The 16,124-nt window shown below is 36.3% G+C and carries 18 protein-coding genes; 11 read left to right on the forward strand and 7 right to left on the reverse strand.

The features are described 5' to 3' along the window. Positions 1-279: 279 nt before the first annotated feature. The gene (locus GLP24_RS15235) at positions 280-675 is read left to right on the forward strand and encodes an ACT domain-containing protein (protein WP_232616213.1); all 396 of its coding nucleotides are present in this window, start codon (positions 280-282) and stop codon (positions 673-675) included. Positions 676-911: 236 nt separating this feature from the next. Here the strand turns inward: GLP24_RS15235 and GLP24_RS15240 are convergent, their stop codons facing one another. After that, on the reverse strand, positions 912-1,286 hold the full coding sequence (locus tag GLP24_RS15240) for a VOC family protein (protein WP_232616214.1): 375 nt from the start codon (positions 1,284-1,286) through the stop codon (positions 912-914). Positions 1,287-1,531: 245 nt separating this feature from the next. Between GLP24_RS15240 and GLP24_RS15245 the strand changes: the two genes are divergently transcribed. From GLP24_RS15245 to GLP24_RS19875, 5 genes are all read left to right on the forward strand, one after another. Continuing rightward, positions 1,532-1,828, forward strand: coding sequence for a BrnT family toxin (locus GLP24_RS15245; protein ID WP_065193603.1), 297 nt, complete (start codon positions 1,532-1,534; stop codon positions 1,826-1,828). Then, positions 1,821-2,030, forward strand: coding sequence for a BrnA antitoxin family protein (locus tag GLP24_RS15250; protein WP_045037153.1), 210 nt, complete (start codon positions 1,821-1,823; stop codon positions 2,028-2,030). The genes GLP24_RS15245 and GLP24_RS15250 overlap by 8 nt, the downstream gene beginning before the upstream one ends. A gap of 293 nt (positions 2,031-2,323) precedes the next feature. Next, complete coding sequence (locus GLP24_RS15255; RefSeq protein ID WP_232616215.1) at positions 2,324-2,542, forward strand: DUF3955 domain-containing protein; 219 nt, start codon at positions 2,324-2,326, stop codon at positions 2,540-2,542. A 259-nt stretch (positions 2,543-2,801) separates the two neighbouring features. After that, positions 2,802-4,277, forward strand: coding sequence for an NAD(P)H-hydrate dehydratase (locus tag GLP24_RS15260; protein ID WP_232616216.1), 1,476 nt, complete (start codon positions 2,802-2,804; stop codon positions 4,275-4,277). A gap of 105 nt (positions 4,278-4,382) precedes the next feature. Then, positions 4,383-4,925 (forward strand): type II secretion system protein, encoded by a 543-nt coding sequence (locus GLP24_RS19875; RefSeq protein ID WP_269155016.1) that lies wholly within the window; start codon positions 4,383-4,385, stop codon positions 4,923-4,925. Positions 4,926-5,006: 81 nt separating this feature from the next. Here the strand turns inward: GLP24_RS19875 and GLP24_RS15270 are convergent, their stop codons facing one another. The 6 genes from GLP24_RS15270 to GLP24_RS15295 all read right to left on the reverse strand — a co-directional run bounded on the left by GLP24_RS15270 (position 5,007) and on the right by GLP24_RS15295 (position 9,581). Further along, positions 5,007-6,182, reverse strand: a complete 1,176-nt coding sequence (locus GLP24_RS15270) for a sensor histidine kinase (protein WP_232616217.1) — start codon at positions 6,180-6,182, stop codon at positions 5,007-5,009. Continuing rightward, positions 6,182-6,877, reverse strand: coding sequence for a response regulator transcription factor (locus GLP24_RS15275; protein WP_101769999.1), 696 nt, complete (start codon positions 6,875-6,877; stop codon positions 6,182-6,184). The genes GLP24_RS15270 and GLP24_RS15275 overlap by 1 nt, the downstream gene beginning before the upstream one ends. Positions 6,878-7,112: 235 nt before the next feature. Then, complete coding sequence (locus GLP24_RS15280) at positions 7,113-7,811, reverse strand: TVP38/TMEM64 family protein (protein WP_101769998.1); 699 nt, start codon at positions 7,809-7,811, stop codon at positions 7,113-7,115. Next, positions 7,808-8,458 carry a class I SAM-dependent methyltransferase gene (locus tag GLP24_RS15285; protein ID WP_101769997.1) on the reverse strand — a complete coding sequence of 217 codons (651 nt, stop codon included), beginning with the start codon at positions 8,456-8,458 and terminating at the stop codon, positions 7,808-7,810. The genes GLP24_RS15280 and GLP24_RS15285 overlap by 4 nt, the downstream gene beginning before the upstream one ends. 303 nt (positions 8,459-8,761) lie before the next feature. After that, the gene (locus GLP24_RS15290) at positions 8,762-9,175 is read right to left on the reverse strand and encodes a NirD/YgiW/YdeI family stress tolerance protein (RefSeq protein WP_227990480.1); all 414 of its coding nucleotides are present in this window, start codon (positions 9,173-9,175) and stop codon (positions 8,762-8,764) included. A 193-nt stretch (positions 9,176-9,368) separates the two neighbouring features. Next, the gene (locus GLP24_RS15295; RefSeq protein WP_101769996.1) at positions 9,369-9,581 is read right to left on the reverse strand and encodes a cold-shock protein; all 213 of its coding nucleotides are present in this window, start codon (positions 9,579-9,581) and stop codon (positions 9,369-9,371) included. Positions 9,582-10,194: 613 nt separating this feature from the next. On the opposite strand from GLP24_RS15295, the gene epd reads away from it, so the two are divergent. The 5 genes from epd to GLP24_RS15320 all read left to right on the forward strand — a co-directional run bounded on the left by epd (position 10,195) and on the right by GLP24_RS15320 (position 16,091). Then, on the forward strand, positions 10,195-11,247 hold the full coding sequence (epd, locus tag GLP24_RS15300; protein ID WP_232616218.1) for an erythrose-4-phosphate dehydrogenase: 1,053 nt from the start codon (positions 10,195-10,197) through the stop codon (positions 11,245-11,247). 85 nt (positions 11,248-11,332) lie between these two features. After that, on the forward strand, positions 11,333-12,496 hold the full coding sequence (locus GLP24_RS15305) for a phosphoglycerate kinase (protein WP_101769994.1): 1,164 nt from the start codon (positions 11,333-11,335) through the stop codon (positions 12,494-12,496). Positions 12,497-12,656: 160 nt separating this feature from the next. Next, positions 12,657-13,733: a class II fructose-bisphosphate aldolase gene (gene fbaA / locus GLP24_RS15310; RefSeq protein WP_101769993.1), complete on the forward strand. Its 1,077-nt coding sequence runs from the start codon at positions 12,657-12,659 to the stop codon at positions 13,731-13,733. Between the two features lie 472 nt (positions 13,734-14,205). After that, positions 14,206-15,090, forward strand: coding sequence for a small-conductance mechanosensitive channel MscS (gene mscS, locus GLP24_RS15315; protein WP_101769992.1), 885 nt, complete (start codon positions 14,206-14,208; stop codon positions 15,088-15,090). Between the two features lie 278 nt (positions 15,091-15,368). Beyond that, positions 15,369-16,091 (forward strand): oxidative stress defense protein, encoded by a 723-nt coding sequence (locus tag GLP24_RS15320; protein WP_152654126.1) that lies wholly within the window; start codon positions 15,369-15,371, stop codon positions 16,089-16,091. Positions 16,092-16,124: the final 33 nt, after the last annotated feature.

The raw sequence follows: 16,124 nt of genomic DNA on the forward strand, positions 1-16,124 counted from the left end.
CACGTAGTGCATGTTAGATACCATATGTTAAATACAGCCGTTTTTAGATAAAAGTCATACTAGGTGTCGAGTGACCTGTATTTGTGGTCTTAAAATCGTTTCTAGGGACTATTTGACGGGTATTTAAATATTCTTATTGTAGCCATCATAATTAGGTTGACTATATGACTTTCTAATGGGTATTTTAGTGCCAAACTGAGTTATTAATATCACGTATTTTAAATATGTATTGAATGCATGTTAGATTGAAGTTATTTATCAATATAAGAGGAAATAAATATGAATGGAATTACAGATTTAGATGAACTATTACGATCTATGAGTCCTAAATTAATAGATAAAGAGTTCGTTTTTTGTACTGTTTTTGGTGCTCTTGTAAATTACATTGAACTAAATCCGGTTGCTACATTTGTTGAATCTGAGGGCTTAACTCTAGTTTTAGAAAAAGAAGTTGCAGAGAAAGCAGGTTTATCTTTTGATGGCTCTTATCGTCAAATAACTTTAACTGTTCATTCTAGTTTAGAAGCCATTGGTCTCACCGCTGCCGTAGCGAGTAAGTTAGCATCAAAAGACATTAGTGCAAACGTAATTGCTGCTTACTATCACGACCATATTTTTGTTCAAACTAATAAAGCAGAAGCAGCAATATCAGCGTTAGAAGAGTTCAATGCTTAACGTAGAGTCTATTGCTATGAATTTTAGAAGATCGCCATTGGCGGCCTTTATTGTATCTAGCTATTACTATATATCGGTTCGCATAAATAGATTAACTGTTAAATACCGCCCAATCTGAGGCGGTATTTTTGTATGCGAGGTGGATTTAAAATAAAGGTCACGAAGGCGACCTTTATTTTATAATATACGTTAAGTGTGATATCTGTGAATTAAAAAACACATTAGCTAATAATGTGTTACATAAAATAAACAGCACATAACTTATTACCATCAGGATCTCTAAGGTAGGCTAGGTATTTACTTTTACCGTTATCTCTAATACCAGGAGGATTTTCACAGGTAGTACCACCATTATCAGTACCTGCGTTATGCCATGCATTTACTTGTTCTGGACTATTAGCTTTAAATCCAATAGTCATGCCATTGCCATAAGTGGCAACTTCACCATCAATTGGTTTGGTGATACAGAATATTGATTCAGGGCTAAAATAAAAACAGCGACCACTGTCATCAATAACCCCCTCGTCATAGCCTAATGTTTTCATTATTGCATCATAAAAACGCTTAGACTTTGTAACGTTATTTGCACCAACCATGATGTGACTAAACATATAATAACTCCTATAAACCACTGTCATTAATCTGAACTTATAATTTTTGTTTGTCTATATTACGTAATGATTACTTACTTATTAAAATAGTTTTAAGTGGTAATTTTGATGGCTTTTGGTTACTGCGTATCGGATCGCATAAATAGGCATACTGTTAAATACCGTCCATCGTGGCGGTTTTTTGGTATTTGTAGGTTAGTTTGTGATTTGTTATAGTTTAACTACAATGTAGTTACGGTGTAATTATGAGTTATCTACAATTTGAATGGGATCCGAATAAAGCGGAAAGTAATATTCGAAAGCATGGTGTTACTTTTATAGAGGCTGAATCAGTTTTTAGTGATGAATGTGCTCGTGTGATATCTGACCCTGACAGCTCATATGGTGAAGAACGCTTCATCATTATGGGGTTGAGTGAGAAACATAACACTCTCGTTGTATGTCATTGCTATCGAGGTGATGACGAAAGGATTCGAATTATTTCAGCTCGGAAAGCAGAAAAACGAGAACGTAAACAATATGAGGAGTTTCGTTATGCGTGATCAATATGATTTTTCAAACTCAATGGCTAATCCATATGCGAAAAAAGTAAAGAAGCAGATCACTATTCGACTCGATGATGATGTGGTGACTTACTTTAAAGATTTATCTGAAAAGAATGGTATCCCATACCAAAACTTAATTAATCTTTACCTAAAAGATTGCGCATCAAAAAATAAAGAATTAACAATGGATTGGCAGTAAAATCTTACAGTAAAGGTCGCTCATATGTAGCGGCCTTTTTTATGCCTGGTTGATACGATTTAGCGCAGTTCACATAAATAGTTTAACTGTTAAATACCGCCCAATTTGAGGCGGGTTTTTTGTATGTGAGGTAGATTTAAAATAAATCTATTTCTAGGGGGGCTAAACTTAGATTGATTTTAAATTTAAGGTGTAAAGTAGCTTATCACTGCTTTTTTTGTATCTGGACCTTACCACGTATCAGCTCGCATCAGATGAACGAAATAATGTAAATTAATGATTGAGAGAAATTAATGAAAATATTAAAAAAATATTGGTTATCTGTTCTGTTTTTAACTTTTAGTTTGATATGTTTAATTTGTTTTAACCTAATTGGTTCTTATGTTAATCAAGATGGATTTCTTATTGAAGCTTTCGGATTTATTCCGTTGTTTTGGTTGTTTATATTTTGTGCTCTCCTTTCTTTTTTAGTCACTTTTTTTATAAGTATGAAAAATAGAATTCATAGGTGATTGAGATACAGCAAGATTATCAGGGTGCTTCGCACTATTAATCTGGTTATTTGGGTGAGATGTATTTCAAATAATACTACTTGTTATTTTTATTGTTTTTATCAATATCTTACTTGGTTGTTGTCTCAGAATCGAAAGCGTTGCACAAGATAATGTGGTAATAATTGTGTGGTGTTATTGCTATTAACTTTAGTGTTTTCATCCTCCACCCCTGAGCATAGTATTGATCTAATTCTTCTAAATAATGGATCGATGGTGAATGAAACTTTATACCGCGGAACAAGTTCGAGAAGGTGAAAAAGAGGCAGCAAAGCGCGCTAATATTTCACTTTATACTCTCATGCAACGTGCTGGTGAGTCCGTTTTCCAGTGCTTATCACAATACTATCCTAAATGTTGTTCAGTGATTGTCGTTACTGGTGGTGGAAATAATGGTGGTGATGGTTTTGAAGTTGCTCAGTTAGCGTTAAAGCATAAATTGCACGTTACTGTTTGGCATATTGGTGATCCTAAACGATTAAAGGGGGATGCTTTAATCGCTTATCAGCAGTGGATTAAGCTCGGTGGAAAGGTGGTTTTTGACTCTGTATTATTACCGTTATCGAATGTGATTATTGATGCTGTTCTGGGTACAGGATTGCAAGGAGAGCCAAGATCATCTGCACAATTGGCTATTCAATGGATGAATAAGCAAACAGCACCCACGATTTCAATTGATATTCCATCAGGGTTAATAGCGGATACTGGATCTTGTTATTCAGATGTCGTATTTGCAGAGCACACCATTAGTTTTATTGGTTTAAAACAAGGATTACTGACAGGGCAAGCACGTAATTATGTTGGTCAGCTACATTTTGATGATTTGGGTGTTGGAGCGTTATTTAAGGATATCGTAGATTCATCCATTGAAGTCTTAGACTCTAAAAAACAGGTGTTACCTGAACGATTAGCGGCTTCACATAAAGGTGAATATGGACGAGGGGTGTTGATCGGTGGAGATCAAGGCATGGGCGGCGCGATCTTATTGGCATCAGAGGCGTGTTTAAATATTGGTTGTGGCCTGACCTCGGTATTAACTCATCCTGATCATATTATGCCTAGTTTAAGTCGTACCCCTGAAATAATGGTTCAGGATTGGTTTGATCTTGCAAAATATCAACAGAGAATAGATTGGGGCACTGTTATTGCCATAGGTCCTGGGCTTGGACAATCGGAGTTTGCTCGGCAGAAATTTGATGAGCTAAGTGCTTTATCTTTACCTAAAGTGCTTGATGCCGATGCCTTAAATTTATTAGCAAAGTCTCCTAATTACGATCGCAATCGAATCTTAACCCCACATCCAGGTGAAGCCGCTCGATTATTAAATATTTCAATTTCAGAGATTGAGCAAAATCGTTATGGGGCTATTCGTCAGTTACAAAATAAATATGGCGGATGTGTGATTTTAAAAGGCGCAGGTACATTAGTATGCTTTGAGGATCGTATCTTGGTCTGTACTGCAGGCAATGCGGCGATGGCGACAAGTGGTATGGGGGATATTCTGACCGGTATATTAGTCGGCTTACTGGCACAAACTCAGGATATATTTTTATCGGCTTGTTTAGGTGTTTGGTTACATAGTGCTTGTGCTGATTATATTGTTATGGAAACAGGGAAAAATGTTCTAAAAGCCAGCGACTTAATTGATTATTTTCATGTGGTGATGAAATCATCTTCTCAATCGAGCAATATCTAAAAACTATAAAATATCGCGCATATGAAATAGAAACTGAAATATCGCAGTATTTTTATACGCAAAAGATATAATATTTAATCAAATATATTTTATTGTTTAATTTTTATGAAAAAACAACATGGTTTTACGCTAATTGAATTAGTGGTAGTTATTGTCATATTGGGCATATTAGCTGTTATCGCTGCGCCTAAGTTTATGAACTTACAAAATGATGCAAGAACGGCAACATTAAAAGGAATGAAAGGGATTTTAGAATCAACAGTGGATACGGTATACGCGAAAATGGCCGCCAATGGTATGGAGAGTGTATCTTATGTTGTTAACCGCAAAGATCCTCCTAAGGGCGCGATTTATAATTCATTATCTTTTATGGGATGTAAAGACGGTGTAGCTGTTTGCTCTTTTCAGTATGGTTATCCAAGTGCATTTGCACCGACATTAAACCTTTTAATTGATGGTGTTGGGAACAATTCCGGAATAATAAATGATGATTTCATTGCTGTTCAGGACAATGGTCTTTTAAAAATCACACTCGCAACGAATGCATATAAAAAAGGCGATAGAGTTTTTTTGAGAGAGAATAAGTGTTATGTGTCATATGAGATAAATGGTGAAGAGCGACCAATAATTAAATTCGTGGCCTGTTAGGTATTATTATCAATATATCACTCAAAAATGATATCAATAGGTCGCTGGTTTTAGCGACCTATTTGTGTGTAATCGTGAATATTATTGGCAGTGATAGCGAATCTCGACCCCAAGTCCAGGATGACAATCATAAAGTTTGATCTCGCCTTGGTGTAATTCTGTTACCGCTTTAACCAAGGTTAGTCCGATACCTAAGCCGCCATCATTACGTGATTTATTTATTCGATAAAGCCGCTCAAACACGCGATTTTTTTCTTGGTTATCAATTCCAGGGCCATTGTCTGCCATGGTGATCACGACACTATCGTTATTGGTGTAACACGATAGCTTTAGCTTACTTGCTTGAGGGCAATATCGTAATGAGTTTTCCACAAGATTTGCTAATTGTTGGATCAGTAATTCTCGATCTCCTTGAATAAAAATAGGTTCTACTTGAGCCGCAAGGGTTAATGACATGCCTGCATCTTCGGCGACATCGGTATAAATTTCAGTAATCGTTTGGACTATATCGATCATGTTAATTGTCTCAAATCGCTGACGTCTATTGCCTGAGTTTATTTGAGATATCCGCAGTAAGGCATCAAATATATTGGCTAAACGACTTGATTCATTGAGAGCCAGCTCTAACTGTTCAGAAAAATTAGCATCAAGATTCTCTTGGTGTGTCTCTGCCATCTCATTAAGTGTTAATAAATTATATTGTAAGCGAGTAATGGGGGTTTTTAATTCATGGGCAATATTGGTGGATATATCACTCATGGCTGCGACCACATTCTGTAAACGTGACAGCATTTCATCGACGGTTGATCCGATGCGAGTGAGATCATTACCTTGGCTCGACATCATGGTTCTTGCTGATAACTCACCATCAGCAGCGGCACGTAATACTTTTTCAATACGGTCGATTTTTGACTGATTGCGTCTGGTCATATAAATAACGATAGCAGAGCTAAACAGTACCACTAAAATACCCGATAAAATAAAGCCTGTTGCCAAGACGTCGATAATGTCATCTTCATCGATAGGCTCTTTGTTGATCTCTGTTGTTGTTCCAAGCATAAATGCTTCAACATTATGTTCAATCTTGTTGTTTACTTTATCAAGATGATAATCAACATAGGCAACAGTGAGACTGGACATCAAAAGTAAACTAATAACCGATACCATGATAAACATCAGCCCTTGTTGCATTGCTGAGCTTCGTAACCATGTTGGTATTGGTAATATTTGTTGAATTCGAACTATCAATGGATGCATTAGCTATCTTTTCCATATTTATGTTCTAATTTATAACCTGCGCCTCGAACGGTATGAATAAGCTGATCACCAAAGGGTTTTTCAAGCTTATTACGTAAACGGCTAATATGGGTTTCTACGACACTGGTTTGGGGATCAAAATAGATATCCCACACATGTTCTAATAGCATTGTTCGAGTAATGACTCGCCCTGGGTGACGAAGAAAGAGTTCAAGAATGCGAAATTCTTTTGGTTGCAAATTTAATACTTGCCCTTGGCGGATCGCTGTATGATCAAATAAATTAAGACTGAGATCGCCATAAACCAGCTCACTGGGTTTTGCTTCTGATAGTGTCGATGAACGACGTGATAACGCTGATATTCGTGCGAGTAATTCTGAAAAAGCGAAGGGTTTGGTTAAATAGTCATCCCCGCCAGCTTCTAAACCATCAACACGATCATCAATACCGCAAAGTGAGGTGAGAAAAATAATTGGCATTGAAATTTTGGATGCGCGAAGTGCTTTTACAAAAGATAAACCATCTAAACCCGGCAACATACGATCAACAATAGCGATATCAAACTGTTCTGACATGCATATCGCAAGTGCATATTTTCCGTTATCAATGCACTGTACATGATGACCTGCTTCTGTGAGTCCTTTTTCAATATAACGACTTAAGCTAACATCGTCTTCAACAAGTAATATTTTCATAATTACAGCCTTTATAGTGAAATAAATATTATTTAAGTGATTGTATTGGCGAATGAAGACTTTTTGTAGGTATTTAGTCTTTTTGGTTAATTGTAGCCAGCGTAATATTTTAGATAACGTTATAGGTTTTGTGTTTTTGTATCATTGAAAACAGGAATTTTTATGCTCAACTTATTTATTAATAACAAGTTAAGCATAATTTAAGTTAGGGGAAATTAATGTGGTTATGCTTATTTTACTTAAATAGCTGTGAGTTATGACTGATTTTTTTTAGTGATAATTTAACTAAAAATGGCATGATTCCAATCAGAGTAAAAGACAAAATTATAGGAGTAGACATAATATTATGTAATGAATTTAATGTGGATAATTGTAATCCAGCATTGACAAATATACCGATACTTAGCAAAGTTCCGATTTGACTGATGATATAAAAATTCTTTAATTTTATATCAGTTAATCCCATGATTATATTTATTAATACATCTGGGAATATTGGCATCAAACGTAATGATAATAAATAAAGATTAATATCTTTACCTACATGCTGATTAATTATTTTAAATTTCCGATCGAATTTATTTTTAAAATAATCAAATAGTAAATAGCGACTAATAATAAAGGATAAGGTAGAACCTAAAGAATAAGCAAATGACATAAATATAATGCCAAACCAAAACCCAAAAAAATATCCAGATAGTAAGCTGAATATTATATCTAGTGGGAGATATAATGCAGTTAAAATAATTACAAGTATATAAAAAACGATAGCGCTTATTATGAAGTGATGATTTACTGTATTATGAATTATTGCTTTGTACTCAACTATATTTTTTATTGTTAATGTGTCAAATTGATAGTAAGCATAAATTGGTAATAATAAAAACAATAACAGTATATTTTTTTTGGTTATCATCTTAAGTAGTTTGTTCATAATATTTTTTTGTAAATATATATTGTTGCTGGTGGTATATTTTTTATAACATGTATTTTTTTATTTAATACCATATTATGTTCTTTTAAAAAACTATTACTGATTGGAGATTTAAGTCCATAAGTAAATTGGATGAACTGGCCACCATTAATTAACAAACAAAAAGCATGACTTAAAATCACATTAGATATTTCATTATCAATAGATCTAAGTGGTAATCCAGAAATGACATCGGATACTTTAGTTTTATTTTTATCAATAATATTTGTCATATCTAATGCATTACAACGTAAATCTATATTTTTTATGTTTAATAGGTTTTCATGGAAATTTGTATTTTTTTCAAAAACATAAAATTTATGATCTTTAAATTTAAGTTTTATTAGCTTGGTGAAAACACCCGTACCTGCACCTAATTCAATTAAAGTATCACCATTTCCCACAATAGATTCCGTCATCATTTTTGATAATGAGTTACTACTTGGGGTTAAACTTCCAATTTCTTTTGGATTTTTAATATATTGTTTTATGAATAAAATAATATCAGTTATTCTGTTTTTACTTGGTGTGCTACATATATTATTTGCGTGGTTTTTATTTAACCTTGAACGCCAAGATATAAAAGCAATGGCTTTTTTACGTAACATTTAATCACCTTTAAATAGTAATTTTAATTTCACTATTTACAACTTTTGAAGTATTAATTTATATTAAACATCCTTTTATGATAAAAATTCAATAACAACAATATAATGTTTCAATTAACGTGCTACAAAATTAATTATTAACTAATATCATTTTGGTTACATTCGTTTTTATTTCATAAATAAATAAGCATTAAAGTTGTTTTTGTTGTTGATAGTATTGATTTTTTAAAGATAATATCTATCTAGACAGTGAGTCAAAAATCATTTACTCGCAGTCTAGATTTTTTAAATCGATAGCATCGATTAGCTAACCACACGAACATGATTCACATCAATTGCGGTATGGTTAAACTCTTTATCAATTTCGCCTTGGATCGTGATCTTGGTTTGTGGGGTAACCTGTGCACCAAACCATTTATTATGATCAATCTCTACTGTAATAGAGCCAGTACCATCGGTGAATTGATAATGTTCGTCACCTAATGAATTTGTAATATTTCCAGTTAATGTTACTGGGGTATCGTCACTGAACATACTCGAATCAAGAACGGCTTTTACTGTTTTTAAGCCAACACTTGGTCCACTAAAACCTTGTTGTTGGGTCGCTATATTATTGATTGGTTGTGTTGTTGGTGCTGTCGTTGCCGCAAACACAGAGGTTGATAACAGTACAGCAGGAAGAAGTAGCATAGCAAAGCGTTTATTAGACATAGACATTGTAAAATTCTCAGTTGTGTTTTGATGTGGGAATAATACCTAACGATCTATACACCGACCTTGCCTGAACATTACATTTTTGTAAGCTTTATTAATGACCCATATAAACAGTAAATAATGACATGGTTTTGATAACAAAAAGGCCACTGGTGTGTCAGCGGCCTTTTGGGGGTAATGTTATTTTATATTGCGTTTATAAAACTACAACGTTAATGGCTTGCAGACCTTTTTGGCCGTGCTCAACATCAAATGATACTTTTTTGCCTTCTGGCAGTTTGGTAAGGGTTTTATCTGCAATGCCGCTACTGTGCACAAAAACATCTGCATTACCTGTATCTTGAGTTAGAAAGCCAAAGCCTTTTTCTTCGCTAAACCACTTCACTAAACCCGTTGCTTTATGCGACATGTATAACCCTTAATCTTAAAAAGATGAAAATTTTCAATGGAAAAATGTGATTGTTGATAAGCGTAAGCTATTAAATGCGACGATGAAGCTAAGGGAAACACAGAGGATTACAACACTAACGAAGATATTCTAAGGGTTTTACTTTTACTTGATGTTTCATTAATAACGCAGAGCAACAGAGGGCGACGATTATTTATTTAAAATGCAGGGTTGTAAAGGGGTATATGTGGATACGTCTAGCGGGAGGTGTGATTTACGATGTTGTCTATAAGTTTAGGTGATGCTTTTTAATGATGTGTATTATAACTCATTTCAGCTTTATATAGTCGGTAAAAACAGACCATTTATATCTATAAATAAAAACGTGGAATCAAAGCTTATAAGTAGCTTATATTGATGTTATTTATGACTATTAATACCAATGATTTGGCATTAATAGTGAATTGTATCGCTTAACTATTCACCTTTTAATTTTTAACAATGTAAGTTTATGTGATTATATGTTTGATTATGTACATATTTAACTAAATGCAGTGAGAGTTGTCACAATTATGGTGATTCTCAAACTTGGTTGGTATACACTAACGCCGCTTAGGTTTTTTGTAGCACGGATATGACACTAAAAGTCGCAATAAATGGATTCGGCCGCATCGGTCGCAGTGTGCTCCGCGCATTGTACGAGAGCGGTAAGCATCACCAGATTAACGTCGTAGCCATCAATGAATTGGCTGAGCCAGAAGCAATGGCTCATCTACTTCAGTATGATTCAAGCCATGGACGTTTTGGTAAGCCTGTCAGTTATGACCAGGAGCATCTTTTTATTGCCCATGAAAATGGTCACCGCGATCAAATTCACCTGCTTCATCAACCGGTTCTTAAACTGTTACCTTGGCATGATTTGGACGTCGACATTGTCCTTGATTGCACCGGTAAGTTTGGTTCTCGTGCTGATGGTTTAGCCCACATACATGCTGGTGCTAACAAAGTGTTATTTTCCCATCCTGCTGCCAAAGATATTGATTTTACTGTGATATATGGCGTTAACCATCAACAGTTAACCCCGCAACACACGATTGTTTCTAATGGCTCTTGTACGACGAATTGCATCGTGCCAATCATTCAAGTATTGGATGATTGTTTCGGTATTGAAACGGGCGCTATAACCTCAATTCACTCTGCAATGAATGATCAGCAAGTTATTGATGCTTATCATCCTGATTTACGCCGAACGCGTGCTGCTAGCCAATCCATTATTCCAGTAGATACCAAACTACATTTAGGTATCGGTCGTATTTTTCCGAAGTTTTCTGACAAATTTGAAGCTATTTCTGTGAGGGTGCCCACAATAAATGTCACCGCCATGGATTTAACGGTTACTGTTACAACAAACGTGAAAGTTAATGACGTAAATCAAGCATTATTGAATGCGTCTCGTTGTACATTACAGGGTATAGTGACTTATACCGAAGCACCTTTGGTATCGATAGACTTCAATCACGATCCTCATAGCGCGATTGTTGATGGCACCCAAACCCGAGTGAGTGGTCAGCATTTAATAAAAATGTTGGTGTGGTGTGATAATGAATGGGGATTTGCAAATCGCATGTTAGATACTGCGTTAGCAATGGCGGCAACAGATAACTCTGCTGCGACGCTGCAAAAATAAGTAGTAAGAATTATTGGGTTTGGCAGTGACGCCGGGCCGTGAAATTTATGAACTTTTATTTTAAATAATGTTGAGAGGGCAAAAAATGTCTGTAATCAAGATGACTGATCTGGATCTAGCTGGTAAGCGTGTATTTATTCGTGCTGACCTAAATGTGCCAGTAAAAGACGGTAAAGTAACTTCAGATGCACGTATCCTAGCATCTCTACCTACTATTCAACGCTGCTTAGAAGCTGGCGCTAAAGTAATGGTTACTTCTCACCTAGGTCGTCCAACGGAAGGCGAATACGCAGAAGAATTCTCTCTACAGCCTGTAGTTAACTACTTAAACGACGCACTAGATTGTGACGTTAAATTAGCAAAAGATTACCTTGATGGTCTTGAGCTAAACACAGGCGAGCTTGTTGTTCTTGAAAACGTACGTTTTAACAAGGGCGAGAAGAAGAACGAAGACGAACTATCTAAAAAATACGCTGCACTTTGTGACGTATTCGTAATGGATGCATTCGGTACGGCTCACCGTGCACAAGCATCTACTTACGGTGTTGGTATGTTTGCACCTGTAGCATGTGCAGGTCCACTGCTAGCTGGCGAACTAGAAGCGCTAGGTAAAGCAATGGATAACCCAGCACGTCCAATGGTTGCTATCGTTGGTGGTTCTAAAGTATCAACTAAACTAACCGTTCTTGAGTCACTAGCTAAAATTGCTGACCAAATCGTTGTTGGTGGTGGTATTGCTAACACATTCATTGCTGCTGAAGGCAACAATGTAGGTAAATCACTTTACGAAGCTGATCTTATCCCAACAGCAAAAGCACTGATGGCAAACACTGCTATTCCAGTAGCAACTGATGTTGTATGTGCAAAAGAGTTCTCTGATACTGCTGTTGCAACTATCAAAGCATCAACAGATATCGCAGATGACGACATGGTTCTTGACCTTGGTCCTGATTCAGCTCAAGCACTTGCAGATATCATCATGAACGCAAAAACTATTCTTTGGAATGGTCCTGTTGGCGTGTTTGAGATTGAGCAATTCGGTAAAGGTACTGAAGTTGTAGCTAACGCTATCGCAGCATCTGCAGGTTTCTCTGTTGCCGGCGGCGGTGACACACTAGCAGCTATCGACAAATACGGTATCAAAGACAAAGTATCTTACATCTCAACTGGTGGCGGTGCTTTCCTTGAGTTCGTTGAAGGCAAAAAATTGCCTGCTGTTGAAATGTTAGAAGCTCGCTCTAAAGCATAATTTATTTGGCGTGGAAACTGGATATATTTATCATAATAGTGATAGTTTCCGCGTTTAAATGTTTGTGATAGCGCTTATGTTTCCGTAAAATAGCCGCTTATCGCAAACGTTTGCACAAGAATTTTTCCACAGACAACAAAGTAAATATAGGACTATTGTTATGTCTAAGATCTTCGATTTTGTAAAACCTGGTGTTATTTCTGGCGACGACGTACAGAAAGTATTCGCTGTAGCAAAAGAAAACAAATTTGCTCTACCTGCTGTTAACTGTATCGGTACTGATTCAGTAAACGCTGTTCTTGAAGCTGCTGCTAAAGTTAAAGCACCAGTTATTGTTCAGTTCTCTAACGGTGGCGCACAATTCTTCGGCGGTAAAGGCCTTAAACTTGAAGGTCAAGGCCCTCAAATTCTTGGTGCTATCGCTGGTGCTAAATACGTTCACGCGGTTGCTGAGTCTTACGGCGTTCCTGTAATTCTTCACACTGACCACGCAGCTAAGAAACTTCTTCCTTGGATCGACGGTCTACTAGATGCTGGTGAAGAGTTCTTCGCTCAAACTGGTAAGCCTCTATTCTCTTCTCACATGCTTGACCTTTCTGAAGAGCCTCTAGAAGAAAACATCGAAATCTCAGCTAAATACCTTGCGCGTATGGCTAAGATGAACATGACACTAGAAATCGAATTAGGTTGTACTGGTGGCGAAGAAGACGGCGTTGATAACTCTCACATGGACGCATCTGACCTATACACTTCACCTGAAGATGTTGCATACGCATATGAGAAACTAAACGCAGTTAGCCCACGTTTCACTATCGCTGCATCTTTCGGTAACGTACACGGTGTTTACCAAGCGGGTAACGTTGTACTTACTCCAACTATCCTACGTGATTCTCAAACATACGTTTCAGAGAAGTTTGGTCTACCGACTAACACTCTAAACTTCGTATTCCACGGTGGTTCAGGTTCTTCTGAAGCTGAAATCCAAGAGTCAATCGGTTACGGTGTTGTTAAAATGAACATCGATACTGATACACAGTGGGCTTCATGGGATGGTATCCGTCGTTACGAAGCTGCTAACCACGATTACCTACAAGGTCAAATCGGCAACCCAACAGGTGAGTCAGCGCCAAACAAAAAATACTACGATCCACGCGTATGGTTACGTGCAGGTCAAGTATCTATGGTTGAGCGTCTAGAGAAAGCATTCTCTGACCTAAACGCAATCGACGTTCTATAATTTCGATTTCGTCACTAGATAAAATGTGAAAAGCCCACTTCGGTGGGCTTTTTTTTGTCTTTTATAAACAGTTAGCGGCTTATTCTCTTTTTTATATTAATCTTTATAAGTTGATGACTTAATTTAAGTCCTCTTTCATCGTTCCTTATCATGAGGTTACTAACGAGATAGGGAATGTATACTTTTTAATATGGCCCATTAATTAATGGTATTGGTATTAGTTCGCCCTGATTTATATTTTTTTATGATTGTTCGATTTTTTTTACTAGCCATTTAGCTAATAAAAGATTAATAATGCACTGTTTCTTTGATGTTAGAGTTATCAATGCTGATTCTTATATTAATTATAATATTGTCAGTTATTGTGATCTAATTTCAAATATGTTGCATAGGTGTTATTTTTTCCATTTTTGGTATGATCTGCGCATTAAGCAACATTTTATTATTATTATATTTTGAGAGAGATACCTTCATGACAGAAAGCGTTGCCGATAAGGTTGTTGAACATATATCCGATAATTCGTTAACGAATGGTGTATTGCACGCAGGGAATTGGATCACTAAAAACCAAGATCTATTGGTTCAATATGCAGTAAATATCGTTTCAGCATTACTGATCTTATTTATTGGTAATATCATTGTTAAAATGATCGCTGGTACGATTGCGAAAGTTTTACGCAAAAAAGACATGGATAATGCCGTTGTTGAATTTGTTCATGGCTTAGTACGTTATGTATTATTTGTTATTGTTCTAATTGCAGCATTAAGTCGTATTGGTGTTCAAACTGCATCAGTGGTTGCGGTTATTGGTGCCGCAGGTCTTGCTATTGGTCTTGCACTTCAAGGGTCATTATCAAACTTTGCAGCAGGTGTGTTGATTGTTAGTTTCCGCCCATTCAAATCTGGCGACTATGTTGAAGTAGCTGGTGTTGCTGGTGCAGTTGAATCTATTCAGATCTTCTCTACTGAATTACGTACGCCTGATAATAAAACGGTTATCGTACCAAACGCACATATTATTGGTAACCCAATTACTAACTATTCTCGTAATGATACCCGTCGTATCGATTTAGTGATTGGTGTTTCTTACAATGCTGATTTACAGAAAACTAAAGAAGTATTGCACCGTGTAGTAACCGCTGACGCTCGCGTACTTCAAGATCCTGAACCAACTATTGGTGTGGTTGCGCTTGCTGATTCTTCTGTTAACTTTGTGGTACGTCCATGGGTTAATACGCCTGATTACTGGGCTGTATATTTCGATCTTAACCAAGCGATCAAAGAAGAGCTTGATAAAGAAGGTATCGAAATTCCATTCCCACAGATGGATGTTCATGTAAATAAAGCTGCTGCTTAATTCGCTCAATCTTTAATTGTATGACACTAAAAAAGAAGCCTACGGGCTTCTTTTTTTTATTTGAAAGACAGCTAATGGCCGCAGTAATCATATTTATAACACGCTACTGTTACTGAATGGTTACTGAAGTGCCGCTAAAAAACAGTGTTCATTATAATAAAGGTTTGTTAGCATAGAGCCATAATTTACCGATAAACAACTCTGTATTTATTGATATGGTTATTGATGTTTATATAAATAAATACCCTCTGTTGTGCGTTTAATAAAAAGGATGAATAATGAAAAAACAATGTTTAGCGATGATAGTACTTGGCGCTAGTGCGTTTGTTTCAACTGCTGCAATGGCGGCAGATATTCCATTTCCTCACTTAGAAACAACCGGTCGTGGCGAAGTTGTCGTACAGCCTGATATGGCAGTATTTTCCGTCAATGTGGTCGAAACTAAAAAGACTGCCGTTGATGCTAAGAAAGCAACCGATCAAGCGGTTACAAAGTTTATTGAACGTTTACAAACAGCTGGTGTTGATAAAAAAGACATTAATAGCGCTAATATTTCATTGTCAGCACAGTACGCTTATCCTAAAGATAAAAACCCCGTGTTGTCAGGCTTTAAAGCCAGCCGTAATGTTGTTGTCACGGTACATAAACTAACGATGCTAAATACGTATTTAGATGACGCATTGGGTGATGGTATTAATCAAATTAATAATATTGATTTAAAGGTCTCAGATACTGAAAAGTACCAACAGCAAGCGCGTCAAAAAGCGATTGAAAATGCCAAGCAAGTAGCAGCATCATTAGCGCAAGGATTTGGTAATAAGATCGATGGCGTATGGCAGATTGATTACAATACCAATAGCCAACCGATGCCATACCGTCGTAGTAATGATGCAGTGATGTATAGCAGCATGAGCAAAGGGTCTGTTGATCAAAGCTATACTGATAACAGCATTATTATTAAAGACAGCGTGAATGTGATTTTTAAATTAGCTGAAAAATAATCTAAATATAAAAATAATACCGATATAGATTCA

This window comes from Photobacterium carnosum, assembly GCF_021236965.1.
In the GTDB taxonomy this organism is placed as follows: domain Bacteria; phylum Pseudomonadota; class Gammaproteobacteria; order Enterobacterales; family Vibrionaceae; genus Photobacterium; species Photobacterium carnosum.

Excerpts from the sequence above, each read along its gene's own strand:
- GLP24_RS15275 (WP_101769999.1), bottom strand. The coding sequence starts at position 6,877 with ATGAAAATATTACTTGTTGAAGACGATGTTAGCTTAAGTCGTTATATT.
- GLP24_RS15260 (WP_232616216.1), top strand. The coding sequence starts at position 2,802 with ATGAAACTTTATACCGCGGAACAAGTTCGAGAAGGTGAAAAAGAGGCA.
- GLP24_RS15245 (WP_065193603.1), top strand. The coding sequence starts at position 1,532 with ATGAGTTATCTACAATTTGAATGGGATCCGAATAAAGCGGAAAGTAAT.
- fbaA (WP_101769993.1), top strand. The coding sequence starts at position 12,657 with ATGTCTAAGATCTTCGATTTTGTAAAACCTGGTGTTATTTCTGGCGAC.
- epd (WP_232616218.1), top strand. The coding sequence starts at position 10,195 with ATGACACTAAAAGTCGCAATAAATGGATTCGGCCGCATCGGTCGCAGT.
- GLP24_RS15305 (WP_101769994.1), top strand. The coding sequence starts at position 11,333 with ATGTCTGTAATCAAGATGACTGATCTGGATCTAGCTGGTAAGCGTGTA.
- GLP24_RS15235 (WP_232616213.1), top strand. The coding sequence starts at position 280 with ATGAATGGAATTACAGATTTAGATGAACTATTACGATCTATGAGTCCT.
- GLP24_RS15240 (WP_232616214.1), bottom strand. The coding sequence starts at position 1,286 with ATGTTTAGTCACATCATGGTTGGTGCAAATAACGTTACAAAGTCTAAG.
- GLP24_RS15290 (WP_227990480.1), bottom strand. The coding sequence starts at position 9,175 with ATGTCTATGTCTAATAAACGCTTTGCTATGCTACTTCTTCCTGCTGTA.
- GLP24_RS15270 (WP_232616217.1), bottom strand. The coding sequence starts at position 6,182 with ATGCATCCATTGATAGTTCGAATTCAACAAATATTACCAATACCAACA.
- GLP24_RS15295 (WP_101769996.1), bottom strand. The coding sequence starts at position 9,581 with ATGTCGCATAAAGCAACGGGTTTAGTGAAGTGGTTTAGCGAAGAAAAA.
- GLP24_RS19875 (WP_269155016.1), top strand. The coding sequence starts at position 4,383 with ATGAAAAAACAACATGGTTTTACGCTAATTGAATTAGTGGTAGTTATT.
- GLP24_RS15255 (WP_232616215.1), top strand. The coding sequence starts at position 2,324 with ATGAAAATATTAAAAAAATATTGGTTATCTGTTCTGTTTTTAACTTTT.
- GLP24_RS15285 (WP_101769997.1), bottom strand. The coding sequence starts at position 8,458 with ATGTTACGTAAAAAAGCCATTGCTTTTATATCTTGGCGTTCAAGGTTA.
- GLP24_RS15320 (WP_152654126.1), top strand. The coding sequence starts at position 15,369 with ATGAAAAAACAATGTTTAGCGATGATAGTACTTGGCGCTAGTGCGTTT.
- GLP24_RS15280 (WP_101769998.1), bottom strand. The coding sequence starts at position 7,811 with ATGAACAAACTACTTAAGATGATAACCAAAAAAAATATACTGTTATTG.
- GLP24_RS15250 (WP_045037153.1), top strand. The coding sequence starts at position 1,821 with ATGCGTGATCAATATGATTTTTCAAACTCAATGGCTAATCCATATGCG.
- mscS (WP_101769992.1), top strand. The coding sequence starts at position 14,206 with ATGACAGAAAGCGTTGCCGATAAGGTTGTTGAACATATATCCGATAAT.